This window comes from Pistricoccus aurantiacus, assembly GCF_007954585.1.
In the GTDB taxonomy this organism is placed as follows: Bacteria; Pseudomonadota; Gammaproteobacteria; order Pseudomonadales; family Halomonadaceae; genus Pistricoccus; species Pistricoccus aurantiacus.
Map to the genome: position 1 here is coordinate 671,896 of NZ_CP042382.1, position 23,619 is coordinate 695,514.

The following is a 23,619-nucleotide window of genomic DNA, read 5'->3' on the forward strand; positions in this document are numbered from 1 at the left end:
TTTCCGTTGCTGCAGTAGCTCGAACAAATGATGCGATACACAGCTTGTCGTAAAATGACAATAAAGCGTCGCATAACGGCGATTCATCCGGCAGGTTCTCCACCACACTAAGCGTCACTTAACTAGGGAGACGCCCAGATGAATCGCAACGTCATTCTCACCTGCGCCTTGACCGGCGCCGGCGACACCGCCGACAAGAACCCCAACGTGCCCGTTACCCCGAAGCAGATCGCCGATGCGGCGATCGAGGCGGCGAAAGCGGGCGCCAGCGTGGCGCACCTGCACGTGCGCGACCCGGAAACCGGCGGCATCAGCCATTCCATGGAACACTTCCGGGAAGTCGTCGGGCGCATCCGCGAAGCGAACGAAGACGTCGTCATCAACATCACCGCCGGCGGCGGCGGCGACTGGATTCCGGATGCCAACGATCCGACCCGGGGCGGTCCGGGCACCGACATGCAGACCCCGGCGGAGCGCCACGCCCCGGTAGGCGAGCTGTTGCCGGAACTCTGCACCCTGGACTGCGGCAGCCTCAACTTCGGTGACATGGTCTATATCAACACCGCGGACTGGCTGCGGGAACACGCTCGCCTGGTGCAAGCCGCCGGGGTCAAGCCGGAACTCGAGTGCTTCGATCTGGGCCATGTGTGGTTCGCCCGCCAGCTGCAGCAGGAAGGCCTGCTCGACGGCGATCCGCTGTTCCAGCTGTGCCTGGGCATTCCCTGGGGCGCGGAAGCGGACACCGAGACCATGCTGGCCATGCGCAACAAGCTGCCGGAAAACGCCAACTGGGCGGCTTTCGGTATCGGTCGCATGCAGATGCCCATGGTCGCCCAGGCCATGCTGCTCGGCGGTCACGCCCGGGTCGGACTGGAGGACAATCTGTATCTGAGCAAAGGGGTCAAGGCCACCAACGGCCAACTGGTGGAAAAGGCCGCCGGCATCATCGAGAACCTGGGTGGCAAGGTCATGACCCCGGCGGAAACCCGCGCTCACCTCAAGCTTCGCGACCCGGACACCGGAAAGACCGCAGGAGAAAAGGCATGAGCGAGCAACACACCAGCAAGCAACTCTCCGTCATCGGTACCGGAGTGATCGGCAACGGCTGGATTTCCCGGGCCCTGGCACAAGGCTTCGACGTGGTGGCGTTTGATCCCATGAAAGGGGCCGAGGCGCGTACCCGCAACGCGGTAAAAAACGCCTGGCCCTCCCTGGAAAAACTCGGCCTGGCAGACGGCGCCAGTCAGGAGCGGCTGCGCTTCGTCGATAGCCTGGAAGCAGCCGTCGAGAACGCGGACCTGGTGCAGGAGAACGTGCCGGAGCGCCTCGAGCTCAAGCGCGAGATTCTCGCCAAGCTGGATGCGGCGGCCCCGAGTGCCACCATCATCGGCTCGTCTACCTCCGGCTTCAAGCCCACGGATCTGCAGCAGGACTGCACCAAGGCGCCGGGCCGGGTGATCGTCGCTCACCCCTTCAACCCGGTCTATCTGCTGCCCCTGGTGGAACTGGTGGGAGGCGAGGCTACCACGGCCGCGCAGATGGAAACCGCTCGGGCGCTGTATCGGGACATGGCCATGCGCCCCTTGATCGTGCGCAAGGAGATCGAGGGTCATATCGCCGACCGGCTGATGGAAGCCCTATGGCGCGAGGCGCTGCATCTGGTCAACGACGGCGTGGCCACCACCGAGGAAATCGACGCCGCTGTGGTCTATGGTTGCGGCCTGCGCTGGTCGCTGATGGGCACCTTCCTGACCTTCCATCTGGCCGGGGGCGACGCGGGCATGCGCCATATGCTCGAACAGTTCGGCCCGGCATTGAAGCTGCCCTGGACCAAGCTGGAAGCTCCGGAGCTCACCGATGAGCTGATAGACAAGGTCGTCAAAGGCTGCGAACACCAGGCCGCCGATCGTCCCGTCGCGCAGCTCGATAAGCGCCGGGACGACTTTCTGGTGGAGCTGCTCGATCTGGTACATAAATACTGGCCGGAAGCCGAAGGGCTCGAGGGGCGTATCTGATGCGCATTCTCGACACCCGAGTCGCCCCGGAGTGGGTGGACTACAACGGCCATATGAACGACGCGGAGTACGCTCGGGTCTTTTCCCTGGCCTTGGAAGCCTTGATGGATCATATCGGTCTGGATGAGGCGGGCCGCGCCGAGCACGCCTACACCATCTACACCCTGGAAACCCATCTGTGCTATCGCCGGGAGGCCCATGAAGGCCAGCCCCTCGGCGTCGAGGTGACCCTGCTGGATCAGGACGCCAAGCGGCTTCACGTCTTCATGGAGATGCAGGACCAGGACGGTCAAACCCTTGCCACCAGCGAGCAGATGCTGATGGGCATGGGCAGCGACAGCGGTCGTCCGGAGCCGTTTCCAGCCTCGGTGGCGGAGCGCATCGATCGTTTGCCCCAGGCTGATACGGAACAATGGCCGAGCCTGGCAGGACGCAGGATCGGAATTCGCCGCTAGTGGATATCGATACGTTTATCCGCCGCTTCGAGGCGGGCCTGGCAACCCTCGGGGGAGTTTCCATCGAGGAAGCACGTCGGCGCTACGATACAATTTGCGCCAGTTTCGCCCCGGCGGATCCCGCCGGCATGCGTATTCACGACGACCAGGTGGAAGGCGTGCCGGTACGGCGCTTCTTGCCCGGCTCGCCGCAGCGGGGCTGTGTCGTCTACTGCCACGGCGGCGGCTGGAACCTGGGCTCGACGATAAGCCATCACGGCGTGGCGGCGAGCCTGGCCCAGCAACTCGGACGAGAGGTGGTCAGCGTCGACTATCGCCTCGCTCCGGAGGCAAGTTATCGGGATGCCCTGGAAGACTGTCGGCGAGTAGTGGTGGTCTGTGCGCCTCATGCCTTGGTCGGCGATAGCGCCGGCGCCCGACTGGCCATGGACGTGGCCTACGGCGGCGACTGGCAAGGGCCGCTGGGGCTGATCTACCCCCCGGTGGGCAAGCCGAGCGTAAAGGCGCTGGGGCCGGATGCGCCGCTGCTTTCCCGGGTGGATATCCTGACACTGTGGCGGCAGGTTGCCGATCAGTTGCCGGATATCCCCGTTGATACTCCGCCAGCCTCGCGTATGGACGTACTGGCGGTGGAACACGATCCGCTGACTCGTCCTCTTTTCAACGCCGTAGATGACTGGCGTGCCTTTGGTGCTGAGGTAAGCTATCGTGTGGCGCCTGACATGGTGCATGGCGCCCTGCATGCCTGGGCTAGCCTTCCCGCCATGGGCGATGCCTGGCAAGAATTCTGCGAAGCGCTGCGGGTTCGCCTAAGCTGAAACAATACGCGCGACAATCTGCCTGTCGCCAAGTGTCATCCATGTGTCCATTTCATCCTCATTTTCCTTTAATCCACGAGGCGCGATCGAACGAACATTCACGTAAAAATTCCAACACACAAGGCCAACAACCATGCAACGCAGTTATTTGACGTCGATCTTTTCGATCACCACCATCATAATCCTTATCGCCATCACGGCGATCTTTCCCAGCCAGTTCGAGCATTACCTCAATCTTATCAAGCAGCAGGTCGTCGGCAATTTCGGCTTTATCTTCACCTATCCCGCCTTCTTGGCCTCGCTGTTCTTTATCGTCATCTGCTTTACCCCTTGGGGTAATATCAAGTTCGGCAGCGGTGAGCCGGAATTCAAGACCCTGAGCTGGATGGGCATGCTGTTCGCCACCGGCATGGGCATCGCCCTGGTAACCTGGGGGGTCACGGAGCCTCAGGCGCATCTGGAAGAAGGCATGAGCCTGGACGAGTCGCTGCTTCATGCCTATAACCACTGGGCGCTGCTGGCCTGGGTGGGTTATCTCGCCGTGGGCGTGATGTTTTCCTACGCCCTCTACAACATGGGCATCGAAAAGCCCGCGGAGGAACTGCTGGGCAACGGCTTTCTCAGCAAGCTGAATCTGGTCAGCTTGGTGGTGTCCACGGTCATCGGCTTGGCATTGACCTTTTCCTATGCCAGCAACCCCATTCAGGCGAGTCTCGTCGAATGGTTCGGCGTGGAAATCAACACCAGTCTGATCATCGCGGTGCTGGCGCTGTTTGCTATCGCTTCCTCGACTTCCGGGCTCAATCGCGGCATCAAGTGGCTGAGCAACTACAATAGCCTGTTCGCGCTGATCCTGCTGTTCGCCGCCTTTCTGTTGACCCAGCCCTTCGAGATTATTACGACTCTGGGGCGGTTGCTGCCGGAATACCTGGTGCGCTACCCGGCCATGGCCACGGATATCGGTCTGGGCGATCCGGAGCGCAAGGCCTGGCTGGCGGATTGGCTGTACGCCTTCGAGGCGTCCTGGTACGGCTGGTTCATCTTCACCGGGGTATTCATCGCGCGGATTTCCCGGGGTCGCACCCTGCGCCAGATGGTGCTCGGCATCCTGATCGCCCCCAGCCTGATTTCCTGCTTCTGGTTCACTACCTTCGGCCTGGCGGGGATATCCGAGAACGTCGATGACGTCTTCTCGCTGATCGCCCAGCTCGATGCCACCGGCATTCTTTCCATCGTGCTGACTCTGAACATCCTGCTGTTCTTCGTCACCAGCGCGGACTCCGCCGGCCTGGTCTGCGAGATGCTGACGGTCAAGCGCTCGCGGATCTTCTGGATCATCGCCATGGCGGGACTGGCGATCTCCATCAACCTGCTGGGAGGCGATATCTACAAGGTGATCCTGACGCTGATTTCCGTTGCCGCCATACCGGTGGCCATCGGCGTATTTGCCCTGGGTGCGGCCTTTGTGGTGCGAGTCATGCGCAATCGCGCCGCCGCCAAGCAGACGGCAAGCTAACTGCCTTGCCGGGATGCCGCGTCAGGCTTGGTAGCGTCGTCGAACGTAGTGCTGTCAAAAGTGGTATTGCGAACCTGGCGCGGCGACATGGCGTAGTGGCCACGAAAGGCCCGGGAAAGACCCGAGCTTGAGGAGAAGCCACAAGCCAGGGCGATGGAAAGAACGTCCAGATCGGTTTCCTCGAGCAGCTGCCGGGCCCGCTTGAGGCGTAGTTTCAGGTAATAGTCCCGAGGCCTGTCCTGCAGTTCCTGCTCGAACAGCCGCTGCAGCTGGCGCGGCGAGACATGAACGCGCCGAGCGATTTCCGTCAGGCTCAAGGGCGTCTCCAGATGACGCTCCATCAGCGCCACTGCCTCGACCAGCGGGCGCTTGTGGGTGCCCAGACGCTGGGCCAGGGACCTGCGCTGCTGGTCGCTTCTCGTGCGAATGCGCTCATGCACCAACTGCTCGGAGACATCCACCGCCAGACGCGAGCCGTGGCGCCGGGCGATGATCTCCAGGGTCATGTCCATGGCGGCGGCTCCTCCGGCACAGGAGAAGCGCCTGTGTCCGAGTTCATAAAGCTCATCCGAAGTGCTGATGCCGGGAAAGCGCTCGCGAAACGTCGGCAGGCTTTCCCAGTGCAGGGTGACCCGCTCGCCCTCGAGCAGCCCCGCCGCCGCGAGCAGAAAGCAGCCGGTATCCATCCCGCCCAGCGCACAGCCCGACTGATCAAGCCGATGCAGCCAAGCCAGCAGCTCTCGGCTGATGGCGGCTTCCGGATGAAAACCGCTGCATACCGCCAGAGACGGCAAGTGACGCACCTCGGCGATGGACTGATCCACCACCAGGGTCATGCCGCTGGAGGCAGTGACCGGGGCGCCGTCCTCGCTGATCAGAATCCAGTCGAAGAGTGGCCGCCCGGCGATCCGATTGGCGATCCGCAGCGGCTCCACCGCGGAGAAGAACGCCATCATCGAAAAGCGCGGCAGCAGCAGAAAGCCGATGGGTTCGGGGCTGGGGCCCAGGTATTCGAGTCGCATGGGGCGAGTCTAGCAAGGGCGAACGAGAAAGACTGGGTGACGCTCGGATAATACGCCTTGGATCAGGCGCAGTTCGCTTCCGCGTTCATGGGCAATCGCGCAATGATATCACTGACGTCGCGACACACCTCGGCGATGGTTTCATCGCCATAGCGCTGGCCCCGGCGCTTCTTGTAGCCTTTCTCGTAGAGCTTGACGTGCTCGGTGGCACTGACCCCGGCCTTTTCCAGGCAATGGGTGACGCAGTGCATCTGGCAGCCGTCGATGGCAACAATGGGGCGCCCGGAGCGAGCGACTTTCACCAACCCCGGCACGCCGCCGCCGACCCCGGCGATGCAGGACATTTCCGCCACGCCGGTGTGGTCAAGACGAATCGCCGTTTCGTTGGCGAGCTGGGCCACATCGGAACAGCCGGAGCAGGAATACACGAGAGTGCGAGGTTTCCTGGATGACGACACTGCCATGAATCCTCCTTGTTTTAGAAAATAATTGACAGGAAAGTAACTGTAGAAGCCGCTGACAGAACATCTCAGAAAACGGCAAATTCCGAGCTCTCAAGAGAGAGCCCGGGGAATGAGGACCAGTATGGCCAATAATTAGCAGGGGAACATTGCGCCCGATCAATTTTTGGGTGAATTCATCTCGAATTCAGGTGCTCTGTTCAAGCAGCATGGCCTTGATATGCCCAATGGCACGTAACGGATTGAGCCCCTTGGGACACACCCAGGTACAGTTGCCAATCTGACGGCAGCGAAACACGCTGAAGGGATCCTCGAGCTCGGAAAGCCGCTGTACCGTCGCGGTATCGCGGCTATCGATCAGAAAACGATAGGCCTGGATCAAGCCCGCCGGACCGATGTACTTCTCCGGATTCCACCACCAGGAGGGGCAGGCGGAGCTACAGCAGGCGCACAGGATGCACTCGTAGAGACCGTCGAGCTTCTCGCGATCTGCAGGGCTCTGCAGACGCTCGATAGCCGGATCGGGTTCATCGTTGATCAGATAAGGATGAATCTTCTCGAACTGACGAAAGAACTGGGTCTGATCCACCACCAGATCGCGGATCACCGGCATGCCGGGCAAAGGACGCAGGATCAGGGTGTTGGAGCGCCCCAGCACCTCCTCCACCGACGTGATGCAGGCAAGCCCGTTCTTGCCGTTGATGTTCATCCCATCCGAGCCGCAAACCCCCTCGCGGCAGGAGCGTCGATAGGCCAGCTGTGCATCCTGCTGCTTCAGATGCTCCAGAACATCCAGCACCATGGCCTTGCGAAAACGATCCTCGACCTCGACGCTTTGCATACGAGGCGTCTCGTCGAGTTCTGGGTGATAGCGGAACAGCTTGACGGTAAACATCGTTATTTCCCCCGATCAAACATTCTTCATTACCTTGACACTAGGAAAGAAGGAGGAATTTAACAAGCATTTTAATTGCATCTTTGATGCAGACTGCTATCTCACTTTTGACGCATTCAAGAAACGGACTGGGTCAGCTTGCGCAGGCGAACTTCGTCGCGCACCACCAGACGCTGGCGATCCACATCGATGATCTCGAGCTCGCGCAGCTTGGAAAGCAGGCGCGACAAGGTTTCCGGGGCCATGGACAGTTGCGCGGCCAGCCAGTACTTGGGAATGGTCAGGTTGACAACGCGCTCGGGAGCGTCCTCGTCGGAAAGCCGTCGCAGTAGGTAGGTGGCCAGACGAATCATGGCATCGCCTTGGGTCAGCAGAGCCAGATCCTCCAGGCGCTCGGTGAGCTCGAGAGCCAGACGACTCATGAATTCCGCACGACATTTCGGCTGCCGATCCATGATCTCGCGACAGAGGGCCGCGTCGATCTGCAGCACGTGAGTATGCCGCAGCGCCTCGGCAGAATAGAGATATTCGCCTTTCTGGGAAACCATGCTCAGTTCCCCCAAGGTATCGCCTTGCTCGACGCAACGGATCGTCGCCATCCGGGTATCGGAGGTGGTGCGTACCAGTCGTACCGCGCCGTTGATCACCACGTACAGCCATTGAGCACGTTCATCCTGCTGAAAAAGCCAATGGTGAGCGTCCAGGCTCTGTATGCTGGCGTCCTTCAAGAGTGCTTCCAGCTCTTCCGCTTCTAGCTGAGCAAGCCAAGGTACACCCAACACCAGTTCACGAAGTTGCGCCGGCTGAAACGTGCTCGATGTCGGGTCATCGGGTAAGGAAGGTTCCATCATGTTGTTCTTCCACGGGGCTGAACCGCCCCTTCATGTTGATAACTCGGAAACACAGGTTGCGAGCTAAACAATCACCATAGTTCGAAAATCAACGAATAGCCGTGACTTGGATCAATTCGATGTTAATCCTAGCGAGAATAGCAGCATGATACCGGACGAATCAGATGTTGCCCTTGCCCGTTGAGGCCCGCCCTATCGCGAACTTAGAGCCTGCATACTTGATTCTCTTCTCAAGACCAGGTCCGCATGGTTACGGTATACGGGAACGAACGGTATCGAATGCTTTGTCTTTGAAAAAGGAACCGCCATGTCTTCTTCTACCAGCGTTCTCGAGCGATTGGGTATCGAACATCCTATTATTCAGGCGCCGATGGCCGGTGTGTCCACGCCCCGACTAGCGGCAGCGGTTTCTAATGCGGGCGGGCTAGGCTCACTGGGCATCGGTGCCAGCACGGCTGACCAGGCGCGGAAAATGATCGAGGAAACCCAACGTCTGACGCCTCGACCATTCAACGTGAATCTGTTCTGCCACGCGCCGGCGCAGCGTGACGCCAAGATCGAAGCCGCCTGGCTTGACTATCTTTCACCGCTATTCGAAGAAACCGGATTGGAAACTCCCAGCGGCCTCGAGGAAATCTACCGGTCTTTCATCGACGACGCCGCGACGCTTGAAATGCTGCTCGAACTGCGTCCAGCCGTGGTCAGTTTCCATTTCGGCCTACCTTCAGCGGACGTTATCGCCTCATTGCGCGAGGCAGGCATCTATACGATGGCCACGGCAACCTGCCCGGACGAAGCAAGACAGATCGAGCGAGCCGGAATCGATGCCATCGTGGCCCAAGGCATGGAAGCCGGCGGACACAGAGGCAACTTCGAGCCCGAGGCAAACGATGAGCACTTGAGCACCCTGGTGCTCGTCCGCCTGCTGCTACGCCAGACAGGCCTTCCGATCGTTGCCGCCGGTGGCATCATGGACGGCCATGCCATTAAAGCGGCTCTGGATCTGGGCGCGGCTGCCGTTCAGCTTGGCACCGCCTTCGTGCTATGCCCCGAGTCATCGGCGAATGACGCCTATCGCGAGAGCCTGAAAAGCGAGAAAGCAAAACGGACACGACTGACGAAAGTGCTATCCGGCCGACCTGCGCGCGGCATGGTCAATCGGCTGATTTCCTTCGGCGAAGCGAAAGGTAGCCCGCCTCCCGCGGACTATCCGGTGGCCTACGATGCGGCCAAACGGCTCAATGCGGCGGCTTCCAAACTCGGCGATCATGAATTTGCCGCTCAGTGGGCGGGACAAGGGGCGCCCCTGGCCCGCGAGCTGCCTGCCGCGGATTTGATGGCATTACTGCGAGAAGAAAGCAGAAGTAGCGGCGGCTGACAGAAAACGAAACGCACGCCTTGAAAAAGCGTCACGGCGATAATAGGGCTACTCTAAAACCTACCCTGCATAAGAAAAACAGCATTTCTTTTCGCTTGCCGAGCGATGTGAGACTTGACCCGATCGACAGACTTTGGCTATTCCTTGGCTCAGCTGTTATTATTTAATAATCAATAACTTGCATGAGGCTTTCTGTATGTATTACCTCGACATGCCAACCGCCGAGGAAATCGACGATCTCAACCTGGTTCGGTCTGATGCATGCATTTCAGTCTATCTACCCACCACTCCCATCACCCGCGATATCGAGCAGAGCCGGATCAACCTCGGCAATCTGGTCAAGAAGGCCATCGGCCAGCTTGAAGCAGAGGATTTTGACAAACGGCGTATATGGGCTCTACAGGAGCAGTTCGAGGAACTGCTGGCAGATGACGACTTCTGGAATCATCAGGCACATAGCCTGGCGATTCTGGCGACGCCGGAATCGCTGCGCACCTACCGCCTGGCGAACAAGCTGAACGCTATCGTGGAGGTGTCCGACCGCTTCCATCTCAAGCCGTTGCTACGCGCCATTACTTTCTCGCACGCCGCCTATGTCCTGGCGCTTTCGGAAAACGCCGCCAGATTGATCGAAATGTCTTCGGACGCATCGGCCACCGAGATCGAGGTTCCCGATCTGCCCAAAAATGCCGCCGACGTCATTGGCGAACCGACAACCAAGGACTATACCGGCACCGGTCACAGGCATGGCGCAAAGGGACAGAACTTTCACCTGGCGCGATATGTGCGCAAGATCGATGCCGCGCTACGACCTATCCTCATGCGCTCGAACGTTCCGCTGGTGCTGGCGGCGGCCAAGCCATTGGAGACGCTGTTCCGGGCACGGTGCACCATTACCGTTCTCCCCCAGGCCATCGAGGGAAGCCCCGACCGCTTGAGCGCGGCGGAACTGGCGGCTGCCGCAAGGCCCATACTCGATGAGCATTACGCAAGCCAGATCAAGGACTTTCATCGCTTGTTCGAAAGACGAAGGGGCCAGAATCGAACGACCACGGATATCTCCGACGCCGCTCGCCTGGCCACCTTCGGTGGCATCGACAGCCTACTGGTGGATATCGATGGCGTGATCGATGGGTTTGTCGACGAGGAAACCGGCGAGGTCACTTTCGGCTCCCAAGGCGACGCCTTCAATTATGGCGTGGTCGATGAAATCACCGGCCGCGCCCTGCGTTCGGGGGCTCGAGTGCTGGCCGTGCGCAGGGCTGACATTCCAGAAGGCAAGGATCTGGCTGCCATCCTGCGCTATCCGATCTAGGATATTTTCCTCAGCTTCGCGCGAACACCACCGTGCGCCGGGCGTGCAAAAAGACCCGGCGTTCCACGTGATATCCTATCGCACGAGCCAACGTCAGACATTCCACGTCCTGGCCTTTGGCTACCATGTCTTCCGGATAGTAACTGTGGTCCACTGGCTCGACCCTTTGGGTGATGATCGGCCCTTCGTCCAGGTCGTCGTTGATGTAATGCGCCGTGGCGCCGACCAGCTTGACGCCTTTCTCATAGGCCTGATGATAGGGCTTGGCGCCCTTGAATCCCGGCAGCAGGGAATGATGAATATTGATCGCCCAACCGCTGAGCCGTTCGCTCATCTCCGGTGACAGCACCTGCATGTAACGGGCCAGGATCACCAGCTCCGCGCCGGCTTCCTGGATGATCCGCCACACCTCGGCTTCCTGCTGCGGCTTGGTTTGTGCGGTGATCGGGCAGTGATGGTAGGGAATTCCGTGCCAGGCCGCCAGCGGCTCGAGATCCGGATGGTTGGAAATCACCGCTCGCACGTCGATGGGTAACTGCCCGGTGCGATAGCGATAGAGCAGATCGTTCAGACAGTGATCCGCCTTGGAGACCATGATCACCACCGGCAGACGCCGCCCCGGCGGCGTCAGCTCGAAACTCATGTCGAACTCCATCGCCCGGGCGGCGAATTCCGCCTGGAAAACCTCGCTGTCGAAGCCATCCTCCTCCGGGCGAAACTCCACACGAATGAAGAAGCGACAGTTCAGCCGATCATCGAAGGAATTGAGCTCGGTGATATAGCAGCGGCTTTCCTTCAAGAACCGAGTGACCACATCCACGGTACCCAGACGGCTGGGACACTGGGCGGCGAGAATCCAGGTATCTTTGGTGCTCATGGCGACTCCTTGCAAACTTTACTATTATGGGGAAGTAAAGATTATGGGCATTACATTGTTATTGTCCGAAAGGGAGCAACCCTAATGACCAAGACGTTGGCTACCGTCAGTTCGAAGCGGCAGATCACGCTACCCATCGACCTCTGCCGAGAAGTAGGCATTACTCCCGGCGACAAGGTCAAGGTGTTCATTCATGACGGTCAAATTACCTTGATGAAACAACGCTGCGGAGCGGCTGAAGGCGCACTCGCCAAACTTGAGGGCGACATTTCCTTGAGTGATGAAGCCTCCTTGCTGGATGCGCTGGAGCAGCGCGATACCAGTCGGAATTCGACGGAGTGATTGCCATCGACACCAATGTGCTCCTGCGTTACCTGTTGCAGGATGACGAGGTTCAGGCCAGTCAAGCCAAGACGCTGATCCAAGGCGATAGCCTGGTGTTGATCACGGATGTCGTCCTTGTCGAAACGCTCTGGACACTGAAAGGCAAGAAGTACCGCGCCGACAAGCCAGCGCTTATGCATGTCATCGATAGCCTGTTGAAAGAGCCGACGCTGATCTTCGAAGACGATGCAACGGTATGGCATGCCCTGCAGGATTATCGGCAAACGAACGCGGATTTTCCGGACGCTCTAATCGCCAGAAAGGCGGCCTTCATCGCCCTATTGAAAGGTGAACCCTACTCGGCAACCTATACCTTTGACCGTCGAGCGCTTGGTTTGCCTACTACCAGTGCAGGATAGCCTGCTTGTCATCACTCTGAACTCGCCAGCTTAATTCCCAGGAAACCGAAGGCTCGGGCGAAGGCATGCCTGAACCATCTCAATACCGACGGTCGACGAATCACATAGTCGCGAGCGAGAGAAGCGCAGGCCCCATAGCCCACAAAAACCACGAAGGTCATCAGCATGAAAGCCGCGGCAAGGCCAACAAGAGCCAAGGTGGCATTCCCGGAGCCCGGTGTAATGAACTGGGGCAGGAAGGCAAGAAAGAAAAGAGACAGCTTCGGGTTCAGCACGTTAAGAAGCGTTCCTCTGACAGCGACCCGCCACATGCCCGCCTTGGCCGTATTATCGGATACGTCGAGCGCGCCATTCTCCCGCAGAATGCTCCATGCCATGTAAAAGAGATAAAGCACGCCAAGCTAGGTGGTCCGACTCAATGAATCCATTCCCTTACGGCGCCTGGCAAACGGGACACCAATAAAGCCGGCGCGATGAGGCGGTGGTACGGCGGATAAGGCTGCCGCAGCGGTAGCAGGGCCGGTCTTCCCGAGCGAAAACCGCGAAGCGATAATCCGCGCGCTTATAGCCTTGAGCTTTCAAGGCCCGAACCCGGCTCGGCGGGTTGGTGATGCCCGCGGTCCGATAGGCACGCCGACCGATGATCATTGTGCTGCGACCTAAGCGGGCAATAGCGGTATCATCGAGTTTCTGGGGGCTCGCGCCGGGCGCGACCCGGGCATGAAACAGGATCTCGGAGCGCAGGTAGTTCCCCACCCCGGCAATAAAACTCTGATCGAGATACAACGCCTGCAGCGCGCGACGCCGAAACCGCGAGCCGCGCAGCCGCTCGGCGACAGCCTTGGCGGAAAGATCTTCGGAAAGCAGGTCGGGGCCGGCTCGTCTGAGAAATGGTTGCTGAGCCAATTCATCCTCATCGAGCACTTCGATATCCGAGGCGCTGTATAAGAGCGCGCTGTGGGTGGCGGTATGCAGCGCCACCCGCAGGCTGCGTCCGGTATCCGGATACCCATCACGCTGGCAGACGTACCAGCGGCCATAGAGTTGATTGTGGGAATACAGGGTGAGCCCGTTGTCGAAACGGGTGAGCAGCGCCTTGCCGCGGGTGTCGATGGCGCTGACGGTACAGCCTGCAAGCCGCGACTCGTATTGCACGAGCCGTGGCAGGCCGAAGGAAACATCCTCCAATCGCTCATCAACGAGTACCTTAGCCAGCCGATCCGCCTCGCGTCGAATCTCGGGGCCTTCAGGCATCGCATAGCACCCAGTCGCATGTCCCGCTCGACCACATTTTCATGAACCGCCTTGAGCATGAGCGTCATCGGAATATTCGAACCGATTAAACCAGTTCATAATGGCGGCGGGCAACTCAAGCACGCTGTCGGCTTAATTTTCCAGGCTCTAGCCCCGACCATCGGCGCTGTGGATTGCACGATCACCGGTATCCGATTCGATCAAAGCCCGAAATACCCTGGCGGCAGGCGAGTATTCGCGAACATCGGATTTTGCGGATTCAAAGGCTGCACCGGCGGCTGGAATTGAAGCGATAGCACACAGGCGCCCTCCCCCTTGTCGTTGATCATCTTGATGCAGCCGTCCTGCTGACTCGCCACCAGCTTGCTCTGGCTTGCCTGATCGTAGAATGCCTTGTACTGCATTCCTTGCTTGATGGTCGCCTGAGGCACACCCATGCTCGCTAGCGCCTGAAGGCTCGCTTGCTGCAAGGAGGCCTGCAGATAAGCCTGCATTTGTTGCGGAGTCATGGTCATCGGCTGCAACGCAGGGGCAACCTCGGAAGCGCCTTTTGGCTCATCGTTCTGAAGCGGCTCCAGCATGGTGGCGGCCAGACCTATACCAAAAGACTTGCCCAAGGAATAGCCAAGCCCGGCATTACTGCTCAGCAGCAGCGCGGTACTGGCGGTGGCAAGCATGTTGGTCATCAATCCCTGATAGGCAAATCTTTCCTCCTCCGGCTGCTTGTCGAGATAAAACCCCTCGGTCTGCGGCAGATCGTAACTGTGGTGGGGATTGTAAGCAGACGGAACGGGATCGCCGCCGGAGGAAGCGCAGCCGCCAATAAGTACCGCCAGCGTGAGGGCTATCGAGAGATGGATAAGGGATTTCATGAGTCGGCCTGCAGCAAGTATTGTTACTTTGTGTATTTTTTATTAAAAACAATGTTTCTGCAAGCCTTAATAAGAAAACAATAAGAAGCATTATTTAACGCTTAGTTTGTGATCCCTGTGATTTGGCTCATCCTTTGTAAGCGTTCGGGCATCCTTCAATTACCCACAAGTTGCTGATGTGCTTGGATCCGCAGCGTGGAATCCTTCGACGAGGTCAGCTAACCGTGTGAAGCCCCGCCAGAGGACGGTGGTTCCTGGCGGGGGATCGCTTGAGCGGTCCAAGTAGCCACCGAGACGAGCGACGGCAGTCATGTAGAAGGCCATATCGTGTGGCGCGCTCTGTCTGTTTGACGGCATTGATTGGTCGAGAAGAGTTCTTTCAGTATTAGTCAAAACCGCTGCCGGTGAGGCTGTCGGGAACTGGCGTCGGAGAATGGTCAGCCAGGATATTCTCCAGGACACGATGCAGCAGAGCGCAATGCAGTTGGCGAGTCGATCAGCTGTGGTGAGGTGTATATCCTCAATCCGGCAGCCAGTTTTCAAGGTCTTGAAGAATGTCTCGATGTTCCAGCGCCGTGAATACCAGTCAAGCTTTTGCACCGCCTCGGCGTGAGTGGTGACGGGGAGGTTTGTGATCAGTTTCCAAAAGATGGGGGGCCGGTCTTCGGGATGATTGACCTCTTCTGCAAAAATGACATTAAGATTTTGACTTTTATGATTTTTCTGCTTTCCAATGGGTGGGCAGACGGTCATCGTTGCATGCTTGACTGACAATACAGCCTGTTGGTCTTGGCCGCGATCGTCGCGAAACCGAATATTGTGCCTTCCGCTGGCATGAGTCTCCGCCATTACTTGGGAAAGGGTCGTTCCGCCATCCTCAGCAAGGCGGTCGACGCAGCTTCGAACCAGAAAGTAAGTGCCAAGATCCTGTGCCAGGCAAAAGAGTTCGAAGATGTCGCTCTCCCGGTCACCGATATGCACGCAACGTTCAGGTGACCCTGCCAGCTCAGTAGAACAACGTAAATTGTCGAGCCAGCGCATACTTTCCTTCTGATCGATCGGCACCCGAGTAGGGTTGACCTTACGCTTGAGGGCAGTGGTTCCCTTGAATTTGTTCCGCGACCAGAATTTAGCGGCCGTCAGGCCCAATGGCAGCCCTTCCGGTGTGATCGCCAGGCTGGCATGCATCAAAAGTCCACAGACAGTATGTTGTCGGTGCCGCCCTTCCTTCATCTTGCGGCCGGTTGATATCTTGGTGAAGCCGATTTTCTCAGGTGACGAGCGCTTGAAGGAAAACTCCGTTGTATCGTGCAAGATCAAGATGGGGCCATCGGTAGCCTGAATTCGCAAAGCCGAGGCGGCGAAATGCCCCTCCAGAATCTTGTCCTCGCTGACATTTTCATTGGCGAAGAAGCGGTAGGCGGCCTTTGTATTCGTCCAATCCTGAAATGCTGTAGGTAGGGATTTGCCCGGTCGCTCCCCGATAGCTTCCAGGATCGTTCCTAACCTTCGGTTCAATCGTGCGTCACCTAAATCACAGCCAGTGGTTTCTTCATCCACCCAACGCTGTCCCATACCCGTCCTCCCATATCACTGAAGGTGCTGGACAACCAAGCACACCGGGCCCCACTTTATCAAGCGAAAACTCATATGCTCGGTGGCTTGTGGGTAATTGAAAGGTTCACCGGCCGGATACCATCCTTTTGTTAATTCTTTTAATAAAAAAGCAGCCTAGTTATCCTTAGGCTGCTTTTTCCCTTTTAATATCAATAGGTTATGCCGATTTTATACCCGTTGTCAGCATCCAATCCAGCAGGCCAACGCTAGCTTGTGCAGTGCGCGCCAACCTATAGGTATCATTCAAGCGAAACGGTTATTCAGGCAAAAACAAAGTATTTGCGTACCGTTTCCACGACTTCCCAAGTGCCTTTGAAGCCGGGCTCGACCACGAAGATATCTCCAGCCTTGAGATGAATCGGCTCGCCCCCATCCGGAGTAAGGATGCAGTAGCCTTCACGGAAGTCACAATATTCCCACTTATTGTAATCCACCGCCCACTTGCCCGGAGTACAGATCCAGGTACCCATGATCTTACTGCCATCTTCTGAAGTGTAAGCGTTGAGATTAACGGTATGGGGGTCGCCAGAAAGCTTTTCCCACGGCGTAGCATCCAGTAACACTTCCGGCTGTGCATCACGCAGGGCCTTGACCTTGATAGACATTGCTTTTCCTTTCGAGAGTGATAGCAGGGAATTACTTCACCGTACCGCCACTTCCCTGCTGGAATACGTTGGGCTATAGCACAGCCCAAGGTGGTACTTGAAACTGATTTCAGCAGAACTCTTCACAAAGACCGGGGCATTTCACCCCGGTCTTGGTTCATTTTTTAAATTCGGCGCTTCAGGCCTCAGCGCTTGACACCGATCCCATACTCTTCGCCGGCATCCAGCAGCCAGCGGTAGCAGTAGTCGGCGAAGCTTCTACGCAGCACCAGCTCGTAGCGCTCCTCGCTGGGACGACGCAGAATGGCGCTGGACTTGGCAAACACCACGCTGACCGCCTTGCCCACCGGGAAGTTGCTTGGATGGACATCGTAAGGCACGGACTTCATCAGCACTTCCCGGGCCTTGTCGCCGGTCAGCTCGATGAGGGTCTGGGCGCCGCTGACGTTGACGATGGCGAAGTGGGCGTCCCCCAGCCTTTCTCTCAGGCGATTTTCCAAATCAAACTCTTCGCCGCCAGGCACCACGACCAGCCATTCATCCGGCGACATCCATTGCACGGAACGCTCGCCGCTTTCATCGTGCACCAGCCCCAGGGGCCGACCGGGTAGATTGATGCCAAGCACCTCGCGCACCGCCTCGTCGAGCACGATGGCGCCGCCGCGCAGAATCAGCTGGCCCAGGAAAGGCTTTTCCTCGAGCTGGACCCGGCTATTCTGGCTCGGCTTGGGGACGCTACCCTTGTGATAGGCCACGGACAGGGGCGACTCCATGGGAATCGACTTGTCCGGGCGGGTGTCGAAGGTCGCGACATTGCCGTAAGTGATATCAGACATTCTGACGCTCTCCCTTGGGATCGATGAATACGGTACTGACGATCTCGGCCTCGTGGGTCACGCCACCGGACATCGGCAGATAGACTTTCTGGCCCATGCGTTCCTGCCCGCCCTTGACTACCGCCAGGGCGAAGCCGTGTTTCAGGTTCGGGCTGTAGTAGCTCGAGGTCACATGGCCCTGCATGTCCATGGGAATGGCCTGATCCTTGTCGAAGACGATCTGAGCGCCCTCTTCCAGCACCACCTTGGGATCCGTGGGCTTCAAGCCCACCAGTTGCTTGCGGTCCTTGCGGGCGGTATCCGGTCGAGTCAGGGCGCGCTTGCCGATCCAGGAGTACGGCTTGTCGTAGCCGATGGCCCAGAACATGCCCAGATCCTCCGGAGTCACGGAGCCATCCGTATCCTGACCGGCGATGATCAGCCCTTTCTCAGCCCGCAGCACGTGCATGGTCTCGGTGCCGTAAGGCGTCAGATCATACTTCTGACCGTGCTCGAACAGGGTCTTCCAGACGTGCAGGGCGTAGTTGGCCTGAACGTTGATCTCGTAGGCCAGTTCCCCGGTGAAGGAGATGCGGAATACCCGAGCCGGCACGTCGGCGACCTTGCCGTTTCGCCAGTCCATGAACTTGAACTGTTCCTTGTCGAGATCGATATCGGTGACTTCCGACAACAGCTTCCGCGCATCCGGACCGGTCACGGTCATGGTCGCCCAGTGATCGGTGACGGAGGTGAAGTACACCTGCAGCTCCGGCCACTCGGTCTGATGCCACAGCTCGAGCCATTCCATGACCCCGGCGGCGCCGCCGGTGGTAGTGGTCATCAGGAAGTGATTCTCGCCCAGGCAGCTGGTGGTACCGTCGTCCATCAGCATGCCGTCGTCCTTGCACATCAGGCCGTAGCGCACTCGTCCCGGCGCCAGCTTGGCCCACTTGTTGGTGTAGACGCGGCCCAGGAATTCCCGGGCGTCCGGCCCTTGGATGTCGATCTTGCCCAGGGTCGTGGCATCGAGAATGCCCACCGTGGTGCGCACCGCCAGGCTCTCCCGGGCTACCGCCTCATCCATGGTTTCCAGCTTGCCGTTGACCTTGCGCGGAAAATACCAGGGACGCTTCCACTGGCCGACATCCTCGAACTCGGCGCCGTTTTCCACGTGCCACTGATGCATCGCGGTATAGCGCTCCGGATCGAACAGCTCCCTGGCGTGACGACCGGCGATAACGCCGAAGGTCACCGGCGTATAGTTGGGACGAAACACCGTGGTGCCCACTTCCGGAATCGAGCGTTTCAGCATCCGCGCGGCGATGGCCATGCCGTTGATATTGCCGAGCTTGCCCTGGTCGGTACCAAAGCCCAGCGCGGTATAGCGCTTGACATGTTCGATGGACTCGAAGCCCTCGCGAGTCGCCACCTCGATACCCGAGGCGGTGACATCGTTCTGCAGATCCACGAACTGCTTGGGTGCGCGCAGCGTCGGCTTCTCATGAGGTACCTGATAGAGCGCGCGAGTCGGTGCGTCCTGCCGCGCTTCCGTCCTGGGCAGTTCCGCGCTCTTGGTCGTCTCGATACCGCTGGCCTTGGCCGCTTCCAGGCCGAACCGGGCGCCATCGGCGAGCACGTCCCCAAGCGCGTAGACACCGTGAGCACCGCCCACCGGATGCATTTCCTTCACCTCACCGGGCACGAAGCCCAGCAGGTCGTCACTCCAGGTAGGGCGGGAACCGGTGTGGGACGCCAGGTGCACCACCGGGCTGTAACCGCCGGAGCTGGCGATGGTATCGCAAGCGAGCTCTTCCACCTGTCCGCTGACCGCGAAACGCTCGAGATCGATCTTCGCCACTCGGGCGCCGGAAACACGGTTGGCTCCCTTGGCCTCGATTACCGCGGAACCGGTGATCACGCGAATGTTCTTGGACTTGGCTTCCTTGACCAGATCGCCTTCCGGATTGGTCCGGGCGTCGACGATGGCCACCACTTCACGACCGGCTTCCGCCCAGTCCAGCGCCGCGCGGTAGGCGTGGTCGTTATTGGTGGAAAGCACCAGCTTGTTGCCCGGCACCACCGCGTAACGGTGAATGTAGTTGGACACCGCGCCGGCCAGCAGATTGCCGGGAACGTCGTTGTTGGCGTAAACCAGCGGTCGCTCGTGGGCGCCGGTGGCCAGCACCACCTGATCCGCCCGCACCCGATGCAGCCGCGAGCGCACCTGACGCACGCTCTTGACCTTGGGCGCCGTATCCGCCAGATGCTCGGTACGCCGCTCGTGCAGGGTCACGAAGTTGTGATCGTGATAGCCATTGGCGGTGGTGCGCGGCAGAAGCGTCACGTTATCCATGCCCGCCAGGGTCTCGAGGGTAGTCTTCACCCACTGATCCGCCGGGGCGCCGTCCAGAGTCTCGCGGCTATCCAGCAGCGAGCCGCCCATCTCTTCCTGCTCGTCGCACAGAATCACCCGAGCGCCGCTTGTCGCTGCGGAGAGCGCCGCCGCCAGCCCCGCCGGGCCGGCGCCGATCACCAGCACGTCGCAGTGCTGATTGAGGTGATCGTAGATATCCGGATCGTTTTCGCTGGGCACGCGACCCAGGCCGGCGCCCTTGCGGATGACCTTCTCGTAGGTCATCCACATGGAAGCCGGGGCCATGAAGGTCTTGTAGTAGAAGCCCGGTGGCATGAAGCCACCGCCGAGCTTGCCGACCAGGCTCATCATGTCCCGCTGGACGTTGGGCCAGCCGTTGGTGGAACGGGCGGTCAGGCCATCGTAGAGCGCCTGCTGGGTGGCGCGCACGTTGGGCACCTGAGCGGCTTCCGTCTTGCCCAGCTGAACCACCGCGTTGGGCTCTTCCGCGCCGGCGGCGACGATGCCCCGGGGCCGGGAGTACTTGAAGCTGCGGTTGACCACGTCGACACCGTTGGCCAGCAGCGCTGCCGCCAGGGTATCGCCGGCATAGCCGCGATAGCGCTGACCGTTGAAGGTGAAGCTCAAAGAGCGGGAACGATCGATACGACCGCCCTGGTTCAGACGATTGGACTGAGTCATACCGATGCCTCCTTCTTGTCGGTTGTCTTCGAGGTCTCTTGGTTCTTGTTCAGCGCCTCGGTTTCCGGTCGCGCACCCACGGTCTGCCAGCCGCCGTCCGCGGCCTGAACGCCGGACTCCTTCTCCTTGTCCGCCAGGCTTTGCGCGGTCACCCGGGGCTGCTCGCCGATGCGATAGGTCTCGAGAATCTCGTAGGACGCGGTGTTGCGAGTGATATTGAAGAACTTGCGACAGCCAACCGAGTGGACCCACAGTTCGTGGTGGATGCCCCGCGGGTTGTCGCGGAAGAACAGGTAATCCCCCCACTCTTCGTCGCTGCAGTTCTCCGGATCCTTCGGACGGGCAATATGTGCCTGACCCTTGGGATGGAATTCTTCTTCTTCGCGATGCTCGTCGCAGTAAGGGCAATGTATATAGAACATGTTGTTTTCTCCTTAGTGCGCCACGCCGGCGGCGCCATGCTCGTCGATCAATGCGCCCGTATTGAAGCGATCGATAGAGAACGGTTCGGCGATAGGATGCATCTCGCCCTTGGCAAGGCTTGCGGCGAACACGTGGCCGGAGCCTGGGGTGGCCTTGAAACCGCCGGTGCCCCAACCGCAGTTGAAGAACAGGCCCTTGACCTTGGTCTTGGACAGAATCGGGCAGGCGTCCGCGCAGGTATCGACGATGCCGCCCCACTGGCGGTTCATGCGTACCCGCGAGAAGATCGGGAACATCTCGACGATGGCCTGCAGGGTGTGCTCCACGGTGGAGTAGCTGCCGCGCTGGCCGTAGCCGAGATAGCCGTCGATGCCGGCACCGATCACCAGATCGCCCTTGTCCGACTGACTGACGTAACCGTGAACGTGGTTGGACATCACCACGGTATCGAGAATCGGCTTGAGCGGCTCGGATACCAGCGCCTGCAGCGGGTGGGATTCCAGCGGCAGCTTGATGCCCGCCATCTTCGCCACGACCCCGGAGTTGCCTGCCACCACGCAGCCAATCGTCTTGGATTCGATATCGCCACGATTGGTGTGAACGCCATATACCTGGCCGTCGCGGATCTTGAAGCCGGTGACCTCGGTGTTCTGCAAGAGGTCAACGCCCAGGGAATCCGCCGCCCGGGCATAGCCCCAGGCCACCGCATCGTGGCGGGCAACCCCGGCGCTCTTCTGCCAGGAGGCGCCCAGAATCGGATAGCGGGCGCGCTTGGAGGTATCGATGATCGGCACGATCTCCTTGATCTGCTCGGCGTTGATCACCTCGCTGTCGATGCCGTTCAGCCGGTTGGCATGCACACGGCGCTGAATGTCGCGCATGTCCTGCAGGGTGTGGCCCAGGTTCATGACGCCACGCTGGGAGAACATCACGTTGTAGTTGATGTCCTGGGAAAGCCCTTTCCATAGGTCCAGGGAATGGTTGTAGAGCCGTGCGGCTTCGTCCCACAGGTAGTTGGAGCGCACGATCGTCGTGTTACGGGCAGTGTTGCCGCCGCCCAGCCAGCCCTTTTCGATCACCGCGACATTCGTGATGCCGTGGTTCTTGGCCAGGTAGTAGGCGGTGGCCAGGCCATGGCCGCCACCGCCGACGATGACTACGTCGTACTGTTTCTTGGGGGTGGGGTTGCGCCACTGACGCTGCCAGTTCTCATGATGACTGAGCGCGTGCTTGACCAACCCGAAACCTGAATAGCGTTGCATGGAACTCTCCTGGCGTTTCGCCTTAGGCATTGGCGGTCTGGCGAACGCCAGCCGACTCGGCATAGACGGGATGACGACCGCACAGCTCGGCGACCTTCTCGCGCACTTCCGCTTCCGCGGATCCAGTATCCTCGCCCTTGGCCAGCACATCGAGGATGTCGCAGATCCAGCCGGCCAGCTGCTCGCAGTCATTCTCGTCGAAACCGCGGCTGGTGGCTGCCGGCGTGCCGATGCGTAGCCCGGAGGTGACAAAGGGGCTCTGCGGGTCGTTGGGCACGGTGTTCTTGTTCACGGTGATATGGGCGCGTCCCAAGGCGGCGTCCGCGTCCTTGCCGGTCACGCCCTGCTGAATCAGCGATACCAGGAAGAGGTGGTTATCGGTGCCTTTCGAGACCACGTCGTAACCGCGTTCCAGGAACACCTTGGCCATGGCCCGGGCGTTGGTGATGACCTGCTCCTGATAGCGCACGAAGTCCTGGCTCATGGCTTCCTTGAAGGCTACCGCCTTGGCGGCGATCACATGCATCAGGGGGCCGCCCTGCTGGCCCGGGAATACCGCGCCGTTGAGCTTCTTGTACAGCGCCTCGTCGCCATGAGCGGAAAGGATCAGGCCGCCGCGAGGGCCGCGCAGGGTCTTGTGGGTGGTGGTGGTGACCACGTGGGCATGGGGCAGCGGGCTCGGATAGAGACCGGCGGCCACCAGACCGGCGACGTGTGCCATGTCCACCAGCAGCCAGGCGCCAATTTCGTCGGCGATGGTGCGGAAACGACGCCAGTCCACCACGCGAGCGTAAGCGGAGAAGCCGGCGATGATCATCTTCGGCTGATGCTCACGAGCCAGACGCTCGACTTCCTCGTAGTCGATCTCGCCGGTGTCCGGGTTCAGGCCGTACTGCACGGCGTTGTAGTGCTTGCCGGAGAAGTTCGGCGCCGCGCCGTGAGTCAGGTGGCCGCCGTGGGCCAGGCTCATGCCCAGTATCGTATCGCCGGGCTTGACCAGCGCCATGAAGGCGGCGGCATTGGCCTGGGCGCCGGAGTGCGGCTGCACGTTGGCGTAGTCCGCGCCGAACAGATCGCAGGCACGATCGATGGCCAACTGCTCGGCGACGTCGACAAACTCGCAGCCGCCGTAGTAGCGCTTGCCCGGGTAGCCTTCCGCGTACTTGTTGGTCAACTGAGTGCCCTGGGCTTCCATGACCGCTTTACTGGCATAGTTCTCGGAAGCGATCAGCTCGATATGCGCTTCCTGGCGCGCCACTTCATCCTTGATGGCATCGGCAAGCTGGGGATCGAAATCGCGAAGTGTCGAAGTGTTCATGGAAAATTGCGTGTTGTTCATGGGTTGCTCCTTGTTGTCGATCGACTCGAGG

At 59.6% G+C, this 23,619-nt stretch carries 24 protein-coding genes; 9 read left to right on the top strand and 15 right to left on the bottom strand.

The features are described from left to right. Positions 1–138 precede the first annotated feature (138 nt). The 5 genes from FGL86_RS03170 (at position 139) to FGL86_RS03190 (ending at position 4,804) form a co-directional block, all read left to right on the top strand. Positions 139–1,047, top strand: a complete 909-nt coding sequence (locus FGL86_RS03170) for a beta-keto acid cleavage family enzyme (protein WP_147183237.1) — start codon at positions 139–141, stop codon at positions 1,045–1,047. After that, the gene (locus tag FGL86_RS03175) at positions 1,044–2,015 is read left to right on the top strand and encodes an L-carnitine dehydrogenase (RefSeq protein ID WP_147183238.1); all 972 of its coding nucleotides are present in this window, start codon (positions 1,044–1,046) and stop codon (positions 2,013–2,015) included. The genes FGL86_RS03170 and FGL86_RS03175 overlap by 4 nt, the downstream gene beginning before the upstream one ends. Then, a complete protein-coding gene (locus FGL86_RS03180; protein WP_147183239.1) occupies positions 2,015–2,470 on the top strand; it encodes a thioesterase family protein in 456 nt (151 codons plus the stop codon). Before FGL86_RS03175 ends, FGL86_RS03180 begins: the two co-directional genes overlap by 1 nt. After that, a complete protein-coding gene (locus tag FGL86_RS03185) occupies positions 2,470–3,288 on the top strand; it encodes an alpha/beta hydrolase (RefSeq protein ID WP_147183240.1) in 819 nt (272 codons plus the stop codon). The genes FGL86_RS03180 and FGL86_RS03185 overlap by 1 nt, the downstream gene beginning before the upstream one ends. 133 nt (positions 3,289–3,421) lie before the next feature. Beyond that, positions 3,422–4,804: a BCCT family transporter gene (locus FGL86_RS03190; protein ID WP_147183241.1), complete on the top strand. Its 1,383-nt coding sequence runs from the start codon at positions 3,422–3,424 to the stop codon at positions 4,802–4,804. Here the strand turns inward: FGL86_RS03190 and FGL86_RS03195 are convergent. The 4 genes from FGL86_RS03195 to FGL86_RS03210 all read right to left on the bottom strand — a co-directional run bounded on the left by FGL86_RS03195 (position 4,801) and on the right by FGL86_RS03210 (position 8,033). Next, complete coding sequence (locus tag FGL86_RS03195) at positions 4,801–5,826, bottom strand: GlxA family transcriptional regulator (protein WP_147183242.1); 1,026 nt, start codon at positions 5,824–5,826, stop codon at positions 4,801–4,803. The two genes, FGL86_RS03190 and FGL86_RS03195, sit on opposite strands and share 4 nt — an antisense overlap. 62 nt (positions 5,827–5,888) lie before the next feature. Continuing rightward, the gene (locus tag FGL86_RS03200; RefSeq protein WP_147183243.1) at positions 5,889–6,290 is read right to left on the bottom strand and encodes a putative zinc-binding protein; all 402 of its coding nucleotides are present in this window, start codon (positions 6,288–6,290) and stop codon (positions 5,889–5,891) included. A gap of 184 nt (positions 6,291–6,474) precedes the next feature. Further along, positions 6,475–7,182: a succinate dehydrogenase iron-sulfur subunit gene (locus FGL86_RS03205; protein ID WP_147183244.1), complete on the bottom strand. Its 708-nt coding sequence runs from the start codon at positions 7,180–7,182 to the stop codon at positions 6,475–6,477. 116 nt (positions 7,183–7,298) lie between these two features. Further along, positions 7,299–8,033, bottom strand: coding sequence for a Crp/Fnr family transcriptional regulator (locus FGL86_RS03210; RefSeq protein WP_147183245.1), 735 nt, complete (start codon positions 8,031–8,033; stop codon positions 7,299–7,301). A gap of 307 nt (positions 8,034–8,340) precedes the next feature. Between FGL86_RS03210 and FGL86_RS03215 the strand changes: the two genes are divergently transcribed. After that, positions 8,341–9,411, top strand: a complete 1,071-nt coding sequence (locus tag FGL86_RS03215; protein ID WP_147183246.1) for an NAD(P)H-dependent flavin oxidoreductase — start codon at positions 8,341–8,343, stop codon at positions 9,409–9,411. 196 nt (positions 9,412–9,607) lie between these two features. Continuing rightward, positions 9,608–10,726 carry a baeRF11 domain-containing protein gene (locus FGL86_RS03220; RefSeq protein ID WP_147183247.1) on the top strand — a complete coding sequence of 373 codons (1,119 nt, stop codon included), beginning with the start codon at positions 9,608–9,610 and terminating at the stop codon, positions 10,724–10,726. A gap of 10 nt (positions 10,727–10,736) precedes the next feature. Here FGL86_RS03220 and purU read toward each other — a convergent pair whose 3' ends face one another. After that, complete coding sequence (gene purU / locus FGL86_RS03225) at positions 10,737–11,603, bottom strand: formyltetrahydrofolate deformylase (protein ID WP_147183248.1); 867 nt, start codon at positions 11,601–11,603, stop codon at positions 10,737–10,739. 84 nt (positions 11,604–11,687) lie between these two features. Between purU and FGL86_RS03230 the strand changes: the two genes are divergently transcribed. Together FGL86_RS03230 and FGL86_RS03235 are read left to right on the top strand one after the other, a co-directional pair. Beyond that, positions 11,688–11,945 carry an AbrB/MazE/SpoVT family DNA-binding domain-containing protein gene (locus FGL86_RS03230; protein ID WP_147183249.1) on the top strand — a complete coding sequence of 86 codons (258 nt, stop codon included), beginning with the start codon at positions 11,688–11,690 and terminating at the stop codon, positions 11,943–11,945. Then, positions 11,942–12,346 (top strand): type II toxin-antitoxin system VapC family toxin, encoded by a 405-nt coding sequence (locus FGL86_RS03235; RefSeq protein WP_147183250.1) that lies wholly within the window; start codon positions 11,942–11,944, stop codon positions 12,344–12,346. Before FGL86_RS03230 ends, FGL86_RS03235 begins: the two co-directional genes overlap by 4 nt. A gap of 11 nt (positions 12,347–12,357) precedes the next feature. On the opposite strand, the gene FGL86_RS03240 is transcribed toward FGL86_RS03235, so the two are convergent. The 10 genes from FGL86_RS03240 to glyA form a co-directional block, all read right to left on the bottom strand. Continuing rightward, positions 12,358–12,741 carry a LysE family translocator gene (locus FGL86_RS03240; RefSeq protein WP_222433788.1) on the bottom strand — a complete coding sequence of 128 codons (384 nt, stop codon included), beginning with the start codon at positions 12,739–12,741 and terminating at the stop codon, positions 12,358–12,360. Between the two features lie 37 nt (positions 12,742–12,778). Beyond that, on the bottom strand, positions 12,779–13,600 hold the full coding sequence (nei, locus tag FGL86_RS03245) for an endonuclease VIII (RefSeq protein ID WP_147183251.1): 822 nt from the start codon (positions 13,598–13,600) through the stop codon (positions 12,779–12,781). 200 nt (positions 13,601–13,800) lie between these two features. After that, a complete protein-coding gene (locus FGL86_RS03250) occupies positions 13,801–14,472 on the bottom strand; it encodes a hypothetical protein (protein ID WP_147183252.1) in 672 nt (223 codons plus the stop codon). A gap of 159 nt (positions 14,473–14,631) precedes the next feature. After that, positions 14,632–16,047 (bottom strand): IS4 family transposase, encoded by a 1,416-nt coding sequence (locus FGL86_RS03255; RefSeq protein ID WP_147183253.1) that lies wholly within the window; start codon positions 16,045–16,047, stop codon positions 14,632–14,634. Positions 16,048–16,349: 302 nt separating this feature from the next. Then, positions 16,350–16,694, bottom strand: coding sequence for a cupin domain-containing protein (locus tag FGL86_RS03260; RefSeq protein ID WP_147183254.1), 345 nt, complete (start codon positions 16,692–16,694; stop codon positions 16,350–16,352). Positions 16,695–16,879: 185 nt separating this feature from the next. Further along, a complete protein-coding gene (locus FGL86_RS03265; protein WP_147183255.1) occupies positions 16,880–17,530 on the bottom strand; it encodes a sarcosine oxidase subunit gamma in 651 nt (216 codons plus the stop codon). Continuing rightward, a complete protein-coding gene (locus FGL86_RS03270; protein ID WP_147183256.1) occupies positions 17,523–20,564 on the bottom strand; it encodes a sarcosine oxidase subunit alpha family protein in 3,042 nt (1,013 codons plus the stop codon). Before FGL86_RS03270 ends, FGL86_RS03265 begins: the two co-directional genes overlap by 8 nt. Further along, positions 20,561–20,986: a sarcosine oxidase subunit delta gene (locus FGL86_RS03275; RefSeq protein ID WP_147183257.1), complete on the bottom strand. Its 426-nt coding sequence runs from the start codon at positions 20,984–20,986 to the stop codon at positions 20,561–20,563. The genes FGL86_RS03270 and FGL86_RS03275 overlap by 4 nt, the downstream gene beginning before the upstream one ends. Before the next feature lie 12 nt (positions 20,987–20,998). Further along, the gene (locus FGL86_RS03280; RefSeq protein ID WP_147183258.1) at positions 20,999–22,249 is read right to left on the bottom strand and encodes a sarcosine oxidase subunit beta family protein; all 1,251 of its coding nucleotides are present in this window, start codon (positions 22,247–22,249) and stop codon (positions 20,999–21,001) included. Positions 22,250–22,271: 22 nt separating this feature from the next. Continuing rightward, positions 22,272–23,567, bottom strand: a complete 1,296-nt coding sequence (gene glyA, locus FGL86_RS03285; protein WP_147186066.1) for a serine hydroxymethyltransferase — start codon at positions 23,565–23,567, stop codon at positions 22,272–22,274. Positions 23,568–23,619: the final 52 nt, after the last annotated feature.